The sequence below is a fragment of the Streptomyces sp. NPDC050549 genome (genome assembly GCF_040655035.1).
Classification (GTDB): domain Bacteria; phylum Actinomycetota; class Actinomycetes; order Streptomycetales; family Streptomycetaceae; genus Streptomyces.
The window spans coordinates 105246-123143 of the sequence record NZ_JBFAJD010000018.1; the positions used below are offsets into that span (position 1 = coordinate 105246).

Annotated in this window: 19 protein-coding genes and 1 pseudogene; 10 read left to right on the forward strand and 10 right to left on the reverse strand. The window is 70.3% G+C overall.

All coding sequences use genetic code 11. The features are described 5' to 3' along the window. The first annotated feature begins 56 nt into the window (after nt 1-56). Nucleotides 57-665 carry a DUF1349 domain-containing protein gene (locus tag AB0I51_RS25650; protein WP_362978856.1) on the forward strand — a complete coding sequence of 203 codons (609 nt, stop codon included), beginning with the start codon at nt 57-59 and terminating at the stop codon, nt 663-665. Here the strand turns inward: AB0I51_RS25650 and AB0I51_RS25655 are convergent. Then, nucleotides 625-1995: an MFS transporter gene (locus AB0I51_RS25655; RefSeq protein WP_362978858.1), complete on the reverse strand. Its 1371-nt coding sequence runs from the start codon at nt 1993-1995 to the stop codon at nt 625-627. The two genes, AB0I51_RS25650 and AB0I51_RS25655, sit on opposite strands and share 41 nt — an antisense overlap. 70 nt (nt 1996-2065) lie before the next feature. On the opposite strand from AB0I51_RS25655, the gene AB0I51_RS25660 reads away from it, so the two are divergent. The 4 genes from AB0I51_RS25660 (at nt 2066) to AB0I51_RS25675 (ending at nt 5486) form a co-directional block, all read left to right on the forward strand. Further along, nucleotides 2066-3061 (forward strand): DJ-1/PfpI family protein, encoded by a 996-nt coding sequence (locus AB0I51_RS25660; protein WP_362978860.1) that lies wholly within the window; start codon nt 2066-2068, stop codon nt 3059-3061. Then, complete coding sequence (locus AB0I51_RS25665; protein WP_362978862.1) at nt 3058-3549, forward strand: GNAT family N-acetyltransferase; 492 nt, start codon at nt 3058-3060, stop codon at nt 3547-3549. The genes AB0I51_RS25660 and AB0I51_RS25665 overlap by 4 nt, the downstream gene beginning before the upstream one ends. Before the next feature lie 77 nt (nt 3550-3626). Further along, on the forward strand, nt 3627-4340 hold the full coding sequence (locus AB0I51_RS25670; RefSeq protein WP_362978864.1) for a DsbA family oxidoreductase: 714 nt from the start codon (nt 3627-3629) through the stop codon (nt 4338-4340). A 96-nt stretch (nt 4341-4436) separates the two neighbouring features. Further along, entirely contained in the window at nt 4437-5486 is a 1050-nt protein-coding gene (locus AB0I51_RS25675; RefSeq protein ID WP_362978866.1) for an aminotransferase class V-fold PLP-dependent enzyme, read from the forward strand. Nucleotides 5487-5517: 31 nt separating this feature from the next. Here the strand turns inward: AB0I51_RS25675 and thpD are convergent, their stop codons facing one another. The 6 genes and pseudogenes from thpD to AB0I51_RS25705 form a co-directional block, all read right to left on the reverse strand. Beyond that, a complete protein-coding gene (gene thpD / locus AB0I51_RS25680; RefSeq protein ID WP_362978868.1) occupies nt 5518-6414 on the reverse strand; it encodes an ectoine hydroxylase in 897 nt (298 codons plus the stop codon). A 5-nt stretch (nt 6415-6419) separates the two neighbouring features. After that, nucleotides 6420-6824, reverse strand: coding sequence for an ectoine synthase (locus AB0I51_RS25685; protein WP_362978870.1), 405 nt, complete (start codon nt 6822-6824; stop codon nt 6420-6422). A gap of 45 nt (nt 6825-6869) precedes the next feature. Further along, a complete protein-coding gene (gene ectB / locus AB0I51_RS25690) occupies nt 6870-8141 on the reverse strand; it encodes a diaminobutyrate--2-oxoglutarate transaminase (RefSeq protein ID WP_362978872.1) in 1272 nt (423 codons plus the stop codon). Nucleotides 8142-8205: 64 nt separating this feature from the next. Then, a complete protein-coding gene (gene ectA / locus AB0I51_RS25695) occupies nt 8206-8712 on the reverse strand; it encodes a diaminobutyrate acetyltransferase (RefSeq protein ID WP_362978874.1) in 507 nt (168 codons plus the stop codon). 243 nt (nt 8713-8955) lie between these two features. After that, a pseudogene (locus AB0I51_RS25700) lies at nt 8956-9129 on the reverse strand (DUF664 domain-containing protein); the annotation flags it as partial. A gap of 160 nt (nt 9130-9289) precedes the next feature. Further along, nucleotides 9290-10390 carry an aminotransferase class V-fold PLP-dependent enzyme gene (locus tag AB0I51_RS25705; protein ID WP_362978876.1) on the reverse strand — a complete coding sequence of 367 codons (1101 nt, stop codon included), beginning with the start codon at nt 10388-10390 and terminating at the stop codon, nt 9290-9292. A gap of 212 nt (nt 10391-10602) precedes the next feature. Here AB0I51_RS25705 and AB0I51_RS25710 point away from each other — a divergent pair, with 212 nt between their 5' ends. The 5 genes from AB0I51_RS25710 (at nt 10603) to AB0I51_RS25730 (ending at nt 15208) form a co-directional block, all read left to right on the forward strand. Further along, a complete protein-coding gene (locus AB0I51_RS25710) occupies nt 10603-11454 on the forward strand; it encodes an ABC transporter substrate-binding protein (RefSeq protein ID WP_362978878.1) in 852 nt (283 codons plus the stop codon). After that, on the forward strand, nt 11451-12284 hold the full coding sequence (locus tag AB0I51_RS25715; protein WP_362978880.1) for an amino acid ABC transporter permease: 834 nt from the start codon (nt 11451-11453) through the stop codon (nt 12282-12284). Before AB0I51_RS25710 ends, AB0I51_RS25715 begins: the two co-directional genes overlap by 4 nt. Beyond that, nucleotides 12281-13069, forward strand: coding sequence for an amino acid ABC transporter ATP-binding protein (locus tag AB0I51_RS25720; protein WP_362978882.1), 789 nt, complete (start codon nt 12281-12283; stop codon nt 13067-13069). The genes AB0I51_RS25715 and AB0I51_RS25720 overlap by 4 nt, the downstream gene beginning before the upstream one ends. A 34-nt stretch (nt 13070-13103) precedes the next feature. Beyond that, complete coding sequence (locus tag AB0I51_RS25725) at nt 13104-14195, forward strand: amidohydrolase family protein (RefSeq protein WP_362978884.1); 1092 nt, start codon at nt 13104-13106, stop codon at nt 14193-14195. A 131-nt stretch (nt 14196-14326) separates the two neighbouring features. Then, complete coding sequence (locus AB0I51_RS25730; RefSeq protein ID WP_362978886.1) at nt 14327-15208, forward strand: SCO1860 family LAETG-anchored protein; 882 nt, start codon at nt 14327-14329, stop codon at nt 15206-15208. Nucleotides 15209-15270: 62 nt separating this feature from the next. Here AB0I51_RS25730 and cobC read toward each other — a convergent pair whose 3' ends face one another. From cobC to AB0I51_RS25745, 3 genes are read right to left on the reverse strand one after another with little or no spacing between them, the layout of a single operon-like run. Beyond that, nucleotides 15271-16377, reverse strand: a complete 1107-nt coding sequence (gene cobC, locus AB0I51_RS25735) for an Rv2231c family pyridoxal phosphate-dependent protein CobC (protein ID WP_362978888.1) — start codon at nt 16375-16377, stop codon at nt 15271-15273. Further along, nucleotides 16367-17299, reverse strand: a complete 933-nt coding sequence (locus AB0I51_RS25740) for a sirohydrochlorin chelatase (protein WP_362978890.1) — start codon at nt 17297-17299, stop codon at nt 16367-16369. The genes cobC and AB0I51_RS25740 overlap by 11 nt, the downstream gene beginning before the upstream one ends. Then, complete coding sequence (locus tag AB0I51_RS25745) at nt 17296-17898, reverse strand: precorrin-8X methylmutase (RefSeq protein ID WP_362979036.1); 603 nt, start codon at nt 17896-17898, stop codon at nt 17296-17298. Before AB0I51_RS25745 ends, AB0I51_RS25740 begins: the two co-directional genes overlap by 4 nt.

Below are 17898 nucleotides of genomic sequence, written 5' to 3' on the forward strand. Positions count from 1 at the left end.
TCGCGCAGTTCCCCGCGCCCCTGAAAGGCGATCGCCCGCCCTGAGATAGTTGGTGGATGGACTTGGAACTTCCCGAACTGCCCTTCCCCCTCCGAACTTATGGTCCTGACGGGCATTGGTCCCACGAGGACGGGGTGCTCACCGGGTGGGCCGGGCCCCGGCAGGACAGGTTCGTGCCGCCCACCGGGGAGGGGCTGGACCCCGCCTCGGACGCGCCCCGGTTGCTCGGGGCGCCGCATGGGGACTTTCAGCTGATCGCGCGGGTGACCGTGGGGTTCGCCGGGTCGTTCGACGCCGGGGTGCTCTACGTCCATGTCGGGGAGCGGGCTTGGGCCAAGTTGTGCCTGGAGTACTCGCCGGACGTGCCCACTGTCTGCACGGTGGTCACCCGGGGGCACTCCGACGACGCCAACTCCTTCACCGTGGAAGGGAGTTCGGTGTGGCTGCGGGTCAGTCGCACCGGGCGGGCCTTCGCCTTCCACGCCTCCCGTGACGGCAAGCGCTGGACCTTCGTCCGGCTCTTCACCCTCGGCGACGAGAAGGAGACGGACGCCGCCCTGGTCGGCTTCATGACGCAGTCGCCGATGGGGGAGGGGTGTGTCGTGACGTACGACCACCTTGAGTTCAGGCCGAGTTGGCCGGACGACCTGAGAGACGGAAGCTGAGTGGGGCCGTCACCGCGAAGAGGGCCGCGCTGATCGCGAGGCTCTCCCGCAGCCCCGCCGTGAACCCGCCCGAGACCAGTGCCCCGAACACGGCGATCCCCAGCCCACCGGCCACCTGCCGCGCCGAGTTGAGCACCCCGGCCGCCAGCCCCGCCCGCTCGGCCGGTACCGCGTCCATCATCACGATGGTCAGCGGCGGTACCGTCAGGGCGCAGCCGACGGCCATCGGCACGAGCAGTACGGCCACCAGGAGCGGGGGCGTGCGCTCGTCGACGAAGAACAGGCCGAGGGTGCCCGCCGTGGCCAGCAACTGTCCTGTCAGCATGGGCAGCCGGGCGCCGTAGCGGCCCGCCAGCTTGCCCGACACGATGTTCGTCACCGAGATCAGGGCGGCCATCGGCAGGAACATCAGCCCGGCGTACAGCGCCGAACGGCCCTGCACCTGCTGGAAGAAGAGCGAGAAGAGGAAGACCACGCCGTAGAAGGCGACACTGCACGCCGCACCCGCCGCGACCGCCACGGACACCGTACGGCTGCGGAACAGGCCGAGCGGCACCACGGGATGTGTCTGTCGGAGTTCGACCCGGACGAAGGCGGCGCCCGCGACGAGGGCGACCAGCGAGGCCGCAACTCCCGTTGTTCCGCCCTCGATCACCGCGAAGGTCACGGCGGTGAGTGCCACCACCGCCAGCATCTGGCCCGGCAGGTCGAGCGGCGCGGGGCGGCGTTCCGAGCGAGGTGACCGGACCAGCAGTATCAGCGCCACCGCGCCCAGCGGCAGATTGATGAAGAAGATGCCGCGCCAGTTCCAGACAGTGGTCAGTGCACCCCCGGCCACCGGGCCGAGCGCCACCGCGATCGCGCCGCCCGCTGCCCAGGTGGCCACCGCCCGGGCCCGTTCGGCCGGTTCGGGGTAGGCCTGCCGGACGAGGGACAGGGAGGCCGGGAGGACGATTGCGGCCGCCACGCCCTGGAGCACGCGGGCGGCGATCAGCGTGGGCAGGTTCGGGGCCAGGCCGCAGGCCGCCGAGGCGGCGGTGAACACGGCGATGCCGATCGCGTACGCCCGGCTCGCCCCGGCCCGGTCCGCGAAGGCGCCGGTGGTCAGCATCAGGGCGGCGAAGGAGAGGGTGTAGGCGTCCACCACCCACTGCAGGCCCGACATCCCGCCGCCGAGCGCCTGTCCGATCGACGGCAGCGCCACGTTCACCACGGACGCGTCGAGGGTGATCAGCGCGAAGCCGAGGAGAGCGGCGGTGAGGGTGAGAGCGGGGGAGGGCGGGGTCAAAGCGCCGGTGCGGGGCTTGAGTCGAGTGGTGGTGGTTGGCATGTACCCATGCTGCGGAACCACGACGGCATAGAGTAGTGGCCGGAACGCCATACAACCGGAGGTTCTGGCCATGCCGAGGAAACGGCCCCCGCACCGCGTCGCGATCGTCGCGCCGTCCCCCGTCTCCATGTTCAACCTGGCCATCCCGGAGATGCTCTTCGCCAAGGTCGAGGTCGACGGCGCCCCCGGCTACGAGGTGACGATCTGCAGTTCGGACGGCGGCCCGGTGGTGACGACCGGCGGTCTGGACCTCCAGGTTGGCCGGGGCCTCGACGTCCTGCGCACCGCCGACACCGTGGTGCTCGCGGGCACCGGCCGGCGGTACGAACCCGACCCGGTCGCGGTCGCCGCCGTCCGCGAGGCCGCCGCCGCGGGCAAACGCGTCGCCTCCATCTGCAGTGGCGCCTTCCTGCTCGCCGAGGCCGGGCTGCTCGACGGCCGCAGTGCCACCACGTACTGGGGAATGGCGGACGAGCTGCGCGAGCGCTATCCCGCCCTCGACCTCAGGGGCGACGTCCTCTACGTCCAGGACGGGCAGGTCCTCACCTCCTCCGGTTACGCCGCCGGCATCGACCTCTGCCTCCACATCATCCGCACCGACTACGGCGCCGCCGTCGCCAACGAGGTCGCCAGGCTCGCCCTCGTCGCACCCGTGAGGCCGGGCGGCCAGACCCAGTTCACCCAGACCCCGCTGCCGCCCGAACGCGGCACCGCCTGCGCCGACACCCGGGGCTGGGCCATGCGCAACCTCGACAAGCCGCTCACCCTCACCGACCTGGCCCGGCACGCGGGCGTGAGCGTCCGCACCCTCACCCGCCGCTTCCACGTGGAGAGCGGGGTGAGCCCTCTGCAGTGGCTGCTCCACCAACGCGTCGAGCGCGCCAAGGAGCTCCTGGAGACCACCACCCTCCCCATGGACCAGGTGGCCCGCGCCTGCGGCCTGGGCACGGCGGACTCGCTGCGCGGCCACCTGGTCCGCCGCACCGGGCTGACACCGAGCGCCTACCGGACGCAGTTCAGCCGCCTGGGAGCCGGAGCGGCGGAGGTCACGTCATCGGTCGCATGACGAGTGATCACGCCACCGACACCCTGATGATCCGTACGGCCCTGCCCGTCGACGCCGAGGCCATCGCCGACCTGCACTTCCGCGCCCGCTCGACCTACTATCCCGACGGTCTCCCGCCGTCCGACTCCGACTGGCGGGCCGCCTGGCTGGGCTCCATCGAACGCCCCGACGCCCATGTGCTGTGCGCGGTCGAGGACGGCCGTGTCGTCGCCGTCGCCTCCTTCCGTACCCCGGACGGCGGCCCCGCGGACACGGTCAAGCTCTTCCAGCTCCACGTCGACCCCGACCGCTGGCGCGCCGGCCTCGGCACCGCCCTGCACGCGGCCTGCGTCGAGCAGTGGCGGGCCGACGCCCGGCGGACCGCCGTACTCGACGTGCATGTCGCCAACGGACGGGCACAGGCCTTCTACGTCCGTCAGGGCTGGGTCGCCGATCCGGCCGACGGCGATCACCATCTGGGGATGAACCTGGCCGTCGCCGGGGAATGAAGTGGGCGGGCGGAACGTTCACGGGGGAAACGGAGGGAGTCTCCGTCAACCGCACCCGTCCTGGAGAGCCGAAGAAGATGCGCGTCGAAATTTGGTCCGACATAGCGTGCCCCTGGTGCTATGTCGGAAAGGCCCGCTTCGAGAAGGCCCTCGACGCCTTCCCGCACCGTGACGGTGTCGAGGTCGTCCACCGGTCCTTCGAACTCGACCCGGGCCGCGCCAAGGGCGACATCCAGCCCGTGCTGAAGATGCTCACCAAGAAGTACGGCATGAGCGAGGCGCAGGCGCAGGCGGGCGAGGACAACCTCGGCGCGCAGGCCGCGGCCGAGGGCCTGGACTACCGCACCCACGACCGCGACCACGGCAACACCTTCGACATGCACCGCCTGCTCCACTTCGCCAAGGAGCAGGGCCGCCAGGACGAGCTGATCCAGGCGCTGTACAAGGCGAACTTCGCCGAGGAGCGGTCCGTCTTCGGCGACGACGAGCGCCTCGTCGAACTGGCCGCGGGCGTCGGCCTCGACGCGGAAGCCGCCCGCAAGGTGCTGGCCGACCCCACCGCGTACGCCGACGACGTCCGCGCCGACGAGCGCGAGGCCGCCGAACTGGGCGCGAACGGCGTGCCCTTCTTCGTCCTCGACCGCAAGTACGGCGTCTCGGGCGCACAGCCCGCCGAGGTCTTCGCCCAGGCACTGGCCCAGGCGTGGGGCGAGCACGCACCGCTCAAGCTGATCGACAACGGTGACGCGGATGCCTGCGGTCCCGACGGGTGCGCGGTGCCGCAGGCCTGAAAGTCGCAGGTCAGGGGCGACGCATAAGCATCGCTTAGAGGATTCACGCAAAAACGCGCAATGGACGAGGGGCACACGGCACCGCAGAGTGGAGCCATGGAGACCTTCGAGAGCCTCGTCCGCGCCGAGTTCGCCCCGAAGAACACCTACCTCAACACGGCGAGCACCGGGCTCCTTCCGAGGCGCACCGTCACCGCCATGCACACCGCCGTCGAGGCGGCCTCGGTCGGCACCCCGACCGACATGTTCGGCGACGTCGAGGCCTCCCGCGCCGCCTTCGCCCGTCTGTCGCGGGTGCCGGTCGGCCGGGTGGCGGCGGGAGCCTCGGTGGCGGTCTACAGCGGACTGATCGCCTCCTCGCTCCCGCCCGGCGCCGAAGTCCTCACCGCCGAGGCCGACTTCAGCTCGGTGGTCAACCCCTTCCACATGCGCGCCGACCTCAAGGTGCGGGCCGTCCCGCTGGAGCGCATCGCCGAGTCGGTGCGCCCCGGCACCGCGCTCGTCGCGGTCAGCGCCGCGCAGTCGGCCGACGGCCGGATCGCCGACCTGCCCGCGCTCCGGGCGGCGGCACACGAACACGGGGCGCGTACGTACGTCGACGCCTCCCAGGCCGTCGGCTGGCTGGACCTCGACGCGGACGCCTACGACTATGTCGCCGCCGTCGGCTTCAAGTGGCTCTTCTGCCCGCGCGGGGTCGCCTTCCTGGTCACTCCGGAGGACCTCGGCGGCCTCAACCCGGTCTTCGCCGGCTGGGTCGCGGGCGAGGCCCCGTGGGACAGCTGCTACGGCCCGGTCGCCGAACTGGCCCACTCCGCCCGCCGGTTCGACGAGAGCCCGGCCCTCTTCTCCTACGCCGGCGCCCGCCACTCCCTCGCGCTGCTGGAGGAGCTGGGTGTGGCCGCCGTACGCACCCACGACCTCGACCTGGCCGACCGCTTCCGCGCGGGCCTCGACGTCCTCGGCCACGAGCCGATCCCGTCCCCCGGCTCCCCGATCGTCTCCGTCCCCGGACTCGGCCACTGGCAGGGCGAGTTGAGCGCGGCCGGAGTCGAGGTCTCCGACCGCGCCGGGAACCTGCGCGCCGCGTTCCACCTCTACAACACCCCCGAGGACGTCGACCGCCTCCTGGACGTCCTCGCCGGCTGACGCGCGGGGCGGGGCACGGGGGGCGGCCGGGTCACCGCACCGGAGTGAAGTCCCTGGCGCCGATGAACTCGGGGCGGCGGATCGGGGCCGCGAAGGGCTCCACCGCCTTGTTCTCCACACTGTTGAAGACGATGAAGACGTTGCTGCGCGGGAACGGGGTGATGTTGTCGCCGGAGCCGTGCATGCAGTTGCAGTCGAACCAGGTGGCCGAACCCGCCCTGCCCGTGAACAGCTTGATGCCGTACCGGGAGGCCATGTCGGTCAGCGCCTCGTCGGAGGGGGTGCCCGCGTCCTGCATCTGGAGCGACTGGCGGTAGTTGTCCTCGGGCGTCGCGCCCGCGCAGCCGAGGAACGTGCGGTGCGAACCCGGCATGATCATGAGGCCGCCGTTGGTGTCGTGGTTCTCGGTGAGCGCGATCGACACGGACACGGTGCGCATGTTCGGCAGACCGTCCTCGGCGTGCCAGGTCTCGAAGTCCGAGTGCCAGTAGAAGCCGCTCGCGCCGAAGCCCGGCTTCACGTTGATCCGGGACTGGTGGACGTACACGTCCGAACCGAGGATCTGCCGCGCCCGACCTGCGACCCGCTCGTCCCGCACCAGCCGTGCGAACACCTCGCTGATCCGGTGCACCTCGAAGACGGACCGGATCTCCTTCGACTTCGGCTCGACGATTGACCGCTCGTCGGCCCGGATCGCGGGGTCGACTACCAGGCGTTCCAACTCCCGCCGGTAGACGTCGACTTCGTCGTCCCGCAGGAGTTCGGGCATGGCGAGGAAGCCGTCGCGCTCGAAGGACTGGAGGTCGGCCGTCGGGATCGGTCCCGGGGTGTCGGGGGAGCCCCAGACGACGGGGTCCTTGCGCGGGACGGACACCTCGGTGGTGCCGCGGCTGGGGTACAGGTCGGTGATGTCGGTGACGGTGGTCATGCTCGTCACACCTCCTCGGGTTCGGTCAGCAGCGGGTATACGCCGTTCTCGTCGTGGTCCTCCCGTCCGGTGACGGGCGGGTTGAAGACACAGATGCAGCGGAAGTCCTCCTTGATCCGCATCGTGTGCCGCTCGTGTCCGTCGAGGAGGTACATGGTCCCGGGCGTGATCGTGTACGTCTGCCCGGTCTCGTTGTCGGTGAGTTCGGCCTCGCCCTCGACACAGACGACGGCCTCGATGTGGTTCGCGTACCACATCGACGTCTCGGTCCCCGCGTAGAGGACGGTCTCGTGGACCGAGAAGCCGACCCGCTCCTTCGCGAGGACGATGCGCTTGCTCTCCCAGGTGCCGGACGCGGACTTGATGTGCCGGTCGGTGCCTTCGAGTTCCTTGAACGAACGGACAATCACGGTGTGGTGACGCCTCCTTGACGTGGTGTCGGACGGTCGGGTTGCTCAGACGGTTTCCCGTACGGCGCGGGCGAGGACGGTGAGGCCCTCGTCCAGTTCCTCGGGGGTGATGGTCAGCGCGGGCAGCAGTTTCACGACCTCGCCCTGCGGGCCCGACGTCTCGACCAGCAGACCGAGTTCGAAGGCACGGGCGCAGATCCGCCCGGCGCGCTCGGGGTCCTTGAACTCGATGCCCCAGACCAGTCCGCGGCCCCGGTACTCCTTGACGTCGGCGAGGTTCTCCTCGGTGATGGAGATCAGCCCCTGCTCGACCTGTTCGCCGCGGGTGCGGGTCTGCTTCTCCATCGCGGAGCCGTCGGCCCAGTACGTCTCCAGGGCGGCGGTGGCCGTGACGAACGCCGGGTTGTTGCCGCGGAACGTGCCGTTGTGCTCGCCCGGCTCCCAGATGTCCAGCTCCGGCTTGAACAGGCACAGCGACATCGGAAGGCCGTAGCCGCTGATGGACTTGGAGACGGTGACGATGTCGGGGACGATCCCCGACTCCTCGAAGGAGAAGAACGCGCCGGTGCGTCCGCAGCCCATCTGGATGTCGTCGACGATGAGAAGCATGTCCTGGCGCTCGCACAACTCGGCGAGCGCGCGCAGCCATTCGGGGCGGGCGACGTTGATGCCGCCCTCGCCCTGCACGGACTCGACGATCACCGCGGCCGGCTTGTTGAGACCGGAGCCCTGGTCCTCCAGCAGCCGCTCGAACCACAGGAAGTCGGGGACCTGGCCGTCGAAGTAGTTGTCGAAGGGCATCGGCGTGCCGTGCACCAGCGGGATACCGGCACCGGCCCGCTTGAAGGCGTTGCCGGTCACGGCGAGTGAGCCCAGCGACATCCCGTGGAAGGCGTTGGTGAACGACACGATCGACTCGCGGCCCTTCACCTTCCGTGCCAGCTTCAGCGCGGATTCAACGGCGTTGGTGCCGGTCGGGCCCGGGAACATCACCTTGTACGGCAGGTCGCGCGGGCGCAGCACCAGGTCCTGGAAGGTCTGCAGGAACGCGCGCTTGGCGCTGGTCGACATGTCGAGCCCGTGGGTGACGCCGTCGCGCTCCAGGTAGTCGATCAACGCCCGTTTCAGGACAGGGTTGTTGTGCCCGTAGTTGAGCGAGCCGGCGCCCGCGAAGAAGTCGAGGTAGGCGTGGCCGTCCTCGTCGTACATACGGCTGCCCCGGGCCCGGTCGAAGACGGTGGGCCAGCCGCGGCAGTAGCTGCGGACCTCGGACTCCAGGGTCTCGAAGACGCTGAGATCGGGCTGGGTGATGGTCACGCGAATCGCTCCTAAGAGGGGGTGTGGGGGTGCCGGGGCGGGCGGAGTCTCAGAGGCTGGGGCCTCAGAGACTCAACGGGCCGATCCGGTACAGCACTTCGGGGTCGTGCGGTCCGTCCGGAAAGTCACCGGCCTCGAAGAGGACCGTGCGCTCGACGGTGGCGCCGTGACGTTCGGCGTACGAGGCGAAGAGACGCTCGGACGCGGTGTTGCCCGGCGTGATCGTGGTCTCGATCGCGGTCAGGCCGTACTCGGCCGCGACCCGCTCGGTGAGTCCGTCGAGCAGCCGGGCGGCCAGCCCGCGGCCGCGCTGTGCGGCCTCGACGGCGACCTGCCACACGAGCAGGGTGCCGGGCCGGTCGGGCGGGATGTAGCCGGTGACGAAGCCCATCGGTTCCCCGCGCTCGTCCCGCACGACGGCGGAGGTGCCGGCGAAGTCCCGGCACCACAGCAGATAGCTGTACGACGAGTTCAGGTCGAGGGCGTTCGAGTCCTTGGCAATACGCCAGAGCGCGGCGCCGTCGGCCACCGTGGGGTGGTCTATGTGCAGGTCTGCTCGGGTGGCGGTCATGCAAATTGAATTTACCGAGGGAAATTCGAAATTGCATGGAGGGACGGGGTTACGTCTGGGGCTGTGCTGTGCTATCACGCGTGCGGACAGGGGAGGTATGCGTATATTTGTCCCGCAGATAAAGGGCGAAGTGGACTGTCTGTGTAACGGGTCACAAGGGTGTAACCCTCACGAGATCTACGCGAATTATTTGCGTTTAGGTGCGCGGAAATCGGGCAGAAGAATTCCGGAATTACATCCGAATTAGGTGCCGGTCATGCCGTCGATGCTTTCCCGCAAGATATCGGCGTGACCGTTGTGCCGCGCGTACTCCTCGACCATATGAATAAGCACCCACCGCAGACTGACCTCGACGCCGGCGAGCGGCCCGTCCGGGATCCGCCCGAGATCGTCCGGCGCCGGCCGGGCGCAGTGCTCCTCGTCGAGCCCGAACACCCGCTGGAACCAGTTCCGTTCGACCTCGGGGCCTGTTACTGCGAACCTCTGCCACTCCAGCCCGTCCGGCGTTTGAGGACGAGGCCCTTCAGGCCGATCGGGGGGCCGGGGGCGGAGCCCTCGGCGGTACCTCGGCCGAGGGTTACCGCCACGCCCCTTCCACGGCCGTGCGAGCCCCCTCCGGGTCCACCGACACCCCCTGCTCGGCCAGCGCAGTGCCCAGTGCCGACAAGGAGCTCTGTACCGCGTCCGCCGTCGCGTCCACCCCGTAGTGGTTGACCCGGATCATCTCCTTCGACAGGGCGCCGCCGCCCGCCGCGAGCGGCAGCGTGGGGTCCGATGCCAGGGCCCTCGCCACCAGCTCCGACGCGACGACGTCCGACGGCGTCCTGAGCGTCGTAGCGACCGGTGCGGCCTCGGACGCGTCGTGGACGTACGGCTCCAGGCCGCCGCCCAGGGCCAGCGCGCCCGCCCTTGTCGCCGCAGCCGCTACGGCGTGCCGGCGCATCACCGTGTCCAGGCCCTCCGCCTCGATCCGCTCGACGCAGGCCTCCAGCGCCAGCATCTCCAACTGGGCCGGGGCGTGCGGCAGCGCCTTGCGGCCGGCGTCGGTCCAGCGGTCCTTCCAGTCGAGGAGGGAGAGGTACGAGCGGCGCGGGGCTCGGGGGTTGGAGGCCATCCGCGACCACGCGCGCTCGCTCACCGACACCGCCGACACACCCGCAGGGCCGCCCATCGCCTTCTGCGCTCCGATCACGCACAGGTCGACCCCCCACGCGTCCGGCAGCACCGGCTCCGCGCCGATGGAGGCGACCGCGTCGAGGTAGAAGAGGGCGCCGTGCGCGCGTACGACCTCGCCGATCTCCGCGACCGGGTTGGTGTTGCCGGTCGCGGCCTCCGCGTGGACCAGGGACACGAAGTCGATCTCCGGGCGCTCCGCGAAGGCCTCCCGGATCTGGTCTGCGGTCACCGCCGTGTGGAAGGGGACGGCCAGGTCGATCACCTCGGCGCCGCAGTCCCGCAGCCAGTTCCCGAAGGTCTGCCCGTAGGGGCCGGTGACGACGTTCAGCGCGACTGTGCCGGGACCGGCCGTCGAACGGATCGCGCCCTCCAGCGGCAGCAACGCCTCGCCCTGCATGATCACGACGTCCTGCTCGGTGCCGAGCAGCCGGGCCACCCGGTCCTCGATCGAGGCGAAGTGCGCGGCGCTCAGCGGGGCCAGGTCGAGGAAGGGGTGCGTCACGGCGGTGCTCTTTCACTCGCGGGGACCGAAGGTGTCCCGGGGATCGAAGGTGTCCCGGGGATCGATGGGAACGAGCGTAACCGGCGCCCCCGGGCCACCCCTGACCGGCGACTTCTTAGCCCGTACGGCCCCCTTGCCGATACCTCACCACGAGCGGTCCGCCCCGCCCCTCCCAATAATCGGAAGCCACAGTTCCGTCACAGGAGGCCTCCGTGAACACGCTCCTCGGCCGCCGGGCCCGCACCCTGGCCGCCACCACCGCGACGGCCGCACTCGTCCTCGTGGCCGGCTGCACGTCGAGCGACAGCGGCGGCAGCGGTTCGAAGACCGCAGCCGGTGGCGTCGAACTCGTCAAGGCCGGGCGGCTCACCACCTGCACCCACCTGCCCTACCCGCCCTTCCAGTCCGAGATCGACGGCAAGGTGCAGGGCTTCGACGTCTCCCTCATCGACCTGGTCGCGGGGGACCTCGGCGTGAAGCAGACGATCCTGGACACCCCGTTCGAGAACTTCAAGACCGGTGCCTTCCTCAACGCCGGCGAGTGCGACCTGGCCGCCGCGGGCATGACCATCACCGCCGAGCGCAAGAAGAACGTCGACTTCTCCGACCCCTACTTCGATGCCACGCAGGCCGTCCTCGTCGACAGGAAGAGCGGGATCACCTCCCTCGCCGACGTGAAGGCAAAGGGCAAGAAGCTCGGCGCGCAGGCGCAGACCACCGGCGAGGACTACGCGAAGAGCAAGGGCTTCGACCCGGTCTCCTTCGAGTCCTCCGACGCCGTCCTCAACGGTCTGCGCACCGGCCAGGTCCAGGCCGTCATCATCGACTACCCGGTGGTCCAGGGCTGGCTGAAGACCAAGGCCAACGCCGATGCCTTCCAGGTCGTGGACAACCTCAACACCGGTGAGCAGTACGGCTTCACGGTCAAGAAGGGCAACACGAAACTCCTCGCCGCCATCAACAGGGCGATCAAGGACGCGAAGGCCGACGGGACGTACAAGAAGCTGTACGAGAAGTGGATCGGCCCGTACGACGCCTCGGCCGCCTCGCCCTCGGCCTCATGACCGCTACGGACACCCAACTCCAGCCCAGGGCAAAGGGGCTGACGCGGCGTCAACGGCGCAGGCTGTCCCGGGGAGTTCAGTACACCGTGTTCCTCGGCGCGGTGATCGCCTTCGCGGTCACCGCCGACTGGGGACGTCTGAAGAACCAGTTCGCGCAGTGGGGCATCGCCAAGCAGATGTTCCCCGACGTCATCACACTGGCCTTGAAGAACACCGTGCTCTACACCCTGTCCGGCTTCGTCTTCGGGCTCGTCCTCGGCATGATCGTCGCGCTGATGCGGCTGTCCTCCGTCGGGCCGTACCGCTGGCTCGCCGGTATCTACATCGAGATCTTCCGGGGACTGCCCGCCCTGCTGATCTTCATCTTCGTCGGGGTCGCGGTTCCCCTCGCCTTCCCGGGCACGGAGATCGTCGGCGGCACGTACGGCAAGGTCGCCCTCGCGCTCGGCCTGGTGTCGGCGGCGTACATGGCGGAGACGATCCGGGCCGGCATCCAGGCGGTGCCCAAGGGCCAGTTGGAGGCGGCCCGTTCGCTCGGCTTCTCGCCGGCGCGGGCCATGGTGTCGATCGTCGTCCCACAGGCGTTCCGGATCATCCTGCCGCCCCTGACCAACGAACTCGTCCTCCTCTTCAAGGACTCCTCCCTGGTCCTGTTCCTCGGCGTCACCCTGGAGGAACGCGAACTGTCCAAATACGGAAGGGACTTGGCCAGTACGACGGCCAACTCCACGCCCATCCTGGTGGCGGGCCTGTGCTATCTCCTCGTCACGATCCCGCTGAGCTTCGTGGTGCGCCGTATGGAGACGAAGACCGGGGAGGCCGTGCGATGACCGCCCCGCCCGGGAACCCCGAGATCGAAGTGCGCGGCCTGCACAAGTCGTTCGGCACCAATGAGGTGCTGCGCGGCATCGACCTGGAGATCGGACAGGGCGAGGTGGTGTGCGTCATCGGCCCGTCCGGCTCCGGCAAGTCGACGCTGCTGCGCTGCGTGAACCTGCTCGAAGAACCCACCGAGGGGCGGGTGTTCGTCGGCGGCACCGAAGTCACCGACCCCGATGTCGACATCGACGCCGTACGCCGCCGTATCGGCATGGTCTTCCAGCAGTTCAATCTCTTCCCGCACCTGTCCGTCACCGAGAACCTCACCCTGCCCCAACGCCGGGTCCTGCGCCGGGACAGGGCGGCGGCGGAGAAGGTGGCCGCCGAGAACCTGCGCCGCGTGGGCCTGTCCGAGAAGGCCGCCGCCTACCCCGCGTCCCTCTCCGGCGGACAGCAGCAACGCGTGGCGATCGCCCGGGCGTTGGCGATGGACCCCGAGGTGATGCTCTTCGACGAGCCGACCTCCGCGCTCGACCCGGAGCTGGTGGGCGACGTACTGGCGGTCATGCGGATGCTCGCGAACGAGGGCATGACCATGATGGTGGTCACCCACGAGATGACGTTCGCGCGTGAGGTGGCCGACCGGGTGGTGTTCATGGACGGCGGGGTGATCGTCGAGGACGGCACGCCGGACCGGGTCATCGCCAACCCGACACACGAACGCACCCGCCACTTCCTGTCACGCCTGCTGGACCCGGCGATGGCCGAGGTACAGGACGAGGACGGCGCCCCTTGAGGGGACCCGCACCCGACGAACTATCGTGCGTCCCATGAGCGATCAACCGGTGCTGCACGTAAAGGGCCGGGTCCTGGTGGGCCCCGAGGACATCCGCGACGAACTCTGGGTGATCGACGGCCGCATCTCCTACGACCGTCCCGTCGACGACGGTGACATCCGAACCGTCGACGGCTGGACCCTCCCCGGCCTCGTCGACGCCCACTGCCACGTCGGCCTCGGCCCCCACGGCCCCGTGGACGCGGCCACCGCCGAAACGCAGGCCCTCACCGACCGCGACGCCGGCACCCTGCTGCTGCGCGACGCCGGCTCGCCGTCCGACACCCGCTGGATCGATGACCGCGAGGACCTCCCGAAGATCATCCGCGCCGGCCGGCACATCGCCCGCACCCGCCGCTACATCCGCAACTTCGCCCACGAGATCGAACCGGACGAACTCGTCGTCTACGTCGGCCAGGAAGCCCGACGCGGCGACGGCTGGGTCAAGTTGGTCGGCGACTGGATCGACCGCGACCTCGGCGACCTGTCGGCCTGCTGGCCGCGCGAGACCGTGGAGGCGGCGATCGCCGAGGCCCACCGGCTCGGTGCCCGTGTCACCGCGCACTGCTTCGCGGAGGACGCGCTGCGCGACCTCGTCGAGGCGGGCATCGACTGCATCGAGCACGCGACCGGCCTCACCGAGGACCTGATCCCGCTGTTCGCCTCGCGGGGCGTGGCGATCGTTCCGACCCTGGTGAACATCGCGACCTTCCCGCACCTCGCCGCAGGCGGCGAGAGCAGGTATCCGAGCTGGTCGGCCCACATGCTCCGGCTCTACGAGCGGCGCTACGACACCGTGCGCGCCGCCTACGACGCGGGCGTCCCGGTGTACGTCGGCACCGACGCCGGGGGATCGTTGGCCCACGGCCTGGTCGCCGCCGAGGTCGCCGAACTCGTCACCGCCGGCATCCCGGCCGCGGAGGCGCTGTCGGCGACCGCGTGGGGTGCTCGGCGGTGGCTCGGGCGGCCCGGGCTCGAGGAGGGCGCGTCGGCGGACTTCGTCGTGTACGAGTCGGACCCGCGCGCCGATGTGCGCGTCCTGGCGTCGCCGCGACGGGTGGTGCTGAACGGGCTGGTGGTCGAATAGTCGCCAGCCGATTCGAATGCGTTCACGGAAAACCCACGATGGGGTGAAGTGACGCAGGATCGCTGACGGTTCACCCTTCGTGGGTAATTCTTACCGGGTCCCAAGCATGTCTCTTCTGGGGGTCCCACACCTTGAACGGCACCAACTTCCGCATGCCCGCACGCCGTTGGGCCACCGTCGCCACGGCCACCGCCCTCGCCGCCGGTCCCGCGACGCTGGCCGGAGCGGGCTCCGCCCACGCGACCACCGACCAGGGTCGCGCGAGCGCCGTCGTACTGCGCACCGGGCTCGACGTGTCCCTGCTCAACAAGACCGTGGACGTCCCGCTCTCGGTCTCCCTCAACGAGGTCCAGGCACCGCGGACCGCCGAAAAGACCGCGCTCAGCGCTCAGTTGGACGGCGTGAACGGCGGGCAGTCCTTCAGTGTGCTCAGTGCGGACGTCGCCACGGCGAAGGCGACGGTGTCCGCTACGAAGGCCGAGGGGCACACCGACCTCGCCCATGTCCGGCTCCATGTACCAGGGTTGCCGTTGCTCTCGCTCATCGAACTCGACGCGGTCACGTCCAAGGCGACGTGTGAGGCGGGGAAGGCGCCGGTCGCCACGTCGCATCTGCCGGGGGCGGTGACGGTGCTCGGCAAGCGCGTCACGGTGACCGCCGGCGGTCCTACGGAGGTTCGGGTGCCGGGGGTGGGGTCGGTGCGCCTCGACTTGTCCAAGACCTCGACCACGTCGCGTACGGCGGCTGCGACCGCGCTTGAACTCAAGGTGTCCGTAAACCCGTTGAAGCTGAACGTGGCCGATGTGGAGGGGACGGTGACGTTGGCGCGGGCAACGTGTGAGTCACCGTCGCCGGCGCCGACGCCGGATGTGAAACCGCAGGGGGCTCCGGTGGAGGAGGGGTTGGCCGAGACGGGGGGTAGCTCCATGACGCCGTATGCCGCGGGTGGGGCGGTGGTGTTGCTGGCGCTGGGCGGGGTAGCGGTGCTGACAGCGCGCCGCCGTCGGGGCTGAGCCAACTACCTTTCCCACCCACCCGACTCGGTTGGTTGAGAAGCGGGCCCCAAAGGTCCCCCTCACCGGCCCGACAACGTCACCGCCTGATCCAGCGCCTGCAGGAAACGGTTCACCGTCGTCCGGTCCCGTACCGCCAGCCGTAGCCACTGCTCGCCCAGTCCGGGGAACGTGTCCCCGCGCCGGACCGCGAAGCCCAGGTCGCGCAGATGCCGACGTACGGCGAGCGCGTCGGGGACGCGGACCAGGACGAAGGGGCCCTCGGCGGGTTCCATGACCTGGAGGCCGTCGGGGGCGAACTCGGCCAGTCCGGCGACGAGATGGTCCCGGTCGGCGGCGATACGGTGGGCCGCGTGCGCGGCCTCCGCGAGGGCCGGTGCGTCCATGCACGCCTCCGCCGCGGCGAGCGCGGGCGTGGACACCGGCCACAGCGGCTGGGCCCGCTCCAACTCCGAGATCGTCTCGGGGGCGGCCAGGACGTAGCCGATCCGCAGCCCCGCCAGACCCCACGTCTTCGTCAGACTGCGCAACACCACCAGGCCGGGGATGTCCGTGCGGCCCGCGAGCGCCTCGCGCTCACCCGGCACCGCGTCCATGAACGCCTCGTCCACCACCAACGTCCGCCCCGGGCGGGCGAGTCGGGCGATCGAAGCCGCGGGGTGGAGGACCGACGTGGGGTTCGTCGGGTTGCCGATCAGCACCAGGTCCGCGCCCTCGGGGACGGCCTCCGGGGTCAGCCGGAAACCGTCCGCCTCCCGCAGCAGCACCCGCTCCACCGCGTGCCCCGCGTCCCGCAGCGCCGCCTCCGGCTCCGTGAACTGCGGGTGCACGACCACCGGCTGACGGACCTTCAGCGCGCGGGCGAGCAGCACGAACGCCTCGGCGGCGCCCGCCGTCAGCAGTACGCGGTCCACCGGCAGCCCGTGCCGCGCCGCGACCGCCGCCCGCGCCGCCCGCCCGTCGGGGTAGGCGGCGAGACCTGTCAGCGAGCCGGCTATTCGCTCGCGCAGCCACGTCGGGGGCGTGTCCGCGCGGACGTTCACCGCGAGGTCGATCAACCGGGCGCCGTCGTCACGGACTTCGGCGTCACCGTGATGACGGAGATCGTGGGCTCCGTGCGCGGGGTCGTGCGCGCTGTCCGCGGGATCGTGGGCTCTGTCAGTGTGCATGGGCGTGCCCACCGTGATGGTGATGCCCGTGGTGGTGGCCGTCGTGACCGTCGTCGTCCGGATGGAAGTGCGGCTGCTGCGGCTGCCCCACCTTGTCCTCGAATCCGGGCAGCGCGATGCGGTACACGCACGAGTCGCAGTTCATCCGCAGATCACCCTTGACCGCCTCCCGGTACCGCTCCATGACAAGGTCGAGCAACTCCGGCTCCGGACCGATGACTTCGGCCGACCGTACCTCGGTCTCCGGGTGCGCCGCCGCCCAGCCCTCCGTCTGCTGCCGTACCCGCTCCGGCAGGATGCCCGTGAACAGGAAGTACGGCAGTACGACTATCCGCCGCGCGCCCAGCTTCACACACCGGTCCAGGCCGCTCGGCACGTCCGGCGCCGCCAGCGACACGAACGCCGGTTCCACGCCCGCATAGCCCCGCCCCTCCCACAGCAGGCGCGCCGCCTTGTGCACCTCCGCGTTGGCGTCTGGGTCCGTCGACCCGCGCCCCACGAGGAGCACGGTCACATCGGCCCGGTCCTCGGGCGTCCGTGCCGACTCGCCGAGCGCCTCGTCGAGCCGCCGCTCCAGCACCTTCAGCAGCGACGGGTGCGGGCCCAGCGGACGGCCGTACGTGTAGGAGATCCCCGTGTGCCGTTCCTTCTCCCGGGCCAGCGCCGCCGGGATGTCCCCCTTGGCGTGCCCGGCGGACACCAGCATCAGCGGTACGGCGGCGAACCGGCGCACCCCGCGCTCCACCAGCTCGGTCACCGCGTCGCCCAGCGGCGGCGGCGACAGCTCGATGAACCCGCCCGCGACGGGCAGTTCGGGGTGACGGCGGCCCAACTCCCGTACGAAGGACCGGAACGCCTCGGCTCCGGCCTCGTCCCGGGTGCCGTGTCCGGCGATGAGCAGGGCGGGCGGCGGGGTGGTCACGATGTCTCCTCGGACGGTGATTCGGATGGTGAAGTGGAGTGGTACAGAAGGGCGTTGAGGGCAGCCGCGGCAACTGCCGAACCGCCCTTCTCGGACACGTTGCTCACGGCGGGCAGCCCGCTCTCGCGCAACGCTGCCTTGGACTCGACCGCGCCGACGAAACCGACGGGCAGCCCGATGACCAGCGCGGGGGAGGCGTCCAGCGTCAGCAACTCCTCCAGTGCGGTGGGCGCGTTGCCGATCACCCACAGGGCGCCGGGCCCGACCTCCTCGTAGGCGAGCCGGATCGCGTGCGCCGAACGCGTCAGCCCGGGACCGGACTTGGCGTCCTTGAGCCGGCACACGGTCTTGAGCCGCGTGATCCCGGCCGCGACCATCGCCACGTCCACGACCACTGACGCCCCCGCGTGCAGCGCACTGTGCGCCTTCGCCAACTCGCCCTCGTCCAGGACGAGATCGGTCGCGTACTCCAGATCGGCGGCGGAGTGGACGACCCGCTCCACGACCGCGCGGGTCAGCGGCGGGAGCTGCGAGGTGTTCAGGCGGGCGCGCATCCGCCGGTAGGACTCCACCTCGATCGGATGGACGACACGGTCCAC

Excerpts from the sequence above, each read along its gene's own strand:
- AB0I51_RS25650 (WP_362978856.1), top strand. The coding sequence starts at position 57 with ATGGACTTGGAACTTCCCGAACTGCCCTTCCCCCTCCGAACTTATGGT.
- AB0I51_RS25655 (WP_362978858.1), bottom strand. The coding sequence starts at position 1,995 with ATGCCAACCACCACCACTCGACTCAAGCCCCGCACCGGCGCTTTGACC.
- AB0I51_RS25660 (WP_362978860.1), top strand. The coding sequence starts at position 2,066 with ATGCCGAGGAAACGGCCCCCGCACCGCGTCGCGATCGTCGCGCCGTCC.
- AB0I51_RS25665 (WP_362978862.1), top strand. The coding sequence starts at position 3,058 with ATGACGAGTGATCACGCCACCGACACCCTGATGATCCGTACGGCCCTG.
- AB0I51_RS25670 (WP_362978864.1), top strand. The coding sequence starts at position 3,627 with ATGCGCGTCGAAATTTGGTCCGACATAGCGTGCCCCTGGTGCTATGTC.
- AB0I51_RS25675 (WP_362978866.1), top strand. The coding sequence starts at position 4,437 with ATGGAGACCTTCGAGAGCCTCGTCCGCGCCGAGTTCGCCCCGAAGAAC.
- thpD (WP_362978868.1), bottom strand. The coding sequence starts at position 6,414 with ATGACCACCGTCACCGACATCACCGACCTGTACCCCAGCCGCGGCACC.
- ectA (WP_362978874.1), bottom strand. The coding sequence starts at position 8,712 with ATGACCGCCACCCGAGCAGACCTGCACATAGACCACCCCACGGTGGCC.
- AB0I51_RS25715 (WP_362978880.1), top strand. The coding sequence starts at position 11,451 with ATGACCGCTACGGACACCCAACTCCAGCCCAGGGCAAAGGGGCTGACG.
- AB0I51_RS25720 (WP_362978882.1), top strand. The coding sequence starts at position 12,281 with ATGACCGCCCCGCCCGGGAACCCCGAGATCGAAGTGCGCGGCCTGCAC.
- AB0I51_RS25725 (WP_362978884.1), top strand. The coding sequence starts at position 13,104 with ATGAGCGATCAACCGGTGCTGCACGTAAAGGGCCGGGTCCTGGTGGGC.
- cobC (WP_362978888.1), bottom strand. The coding sequence starts at position 16,377 with ATGCACACTGACAGAGCCCACGATCCCGCGGACAGCGCGCACGACCCC.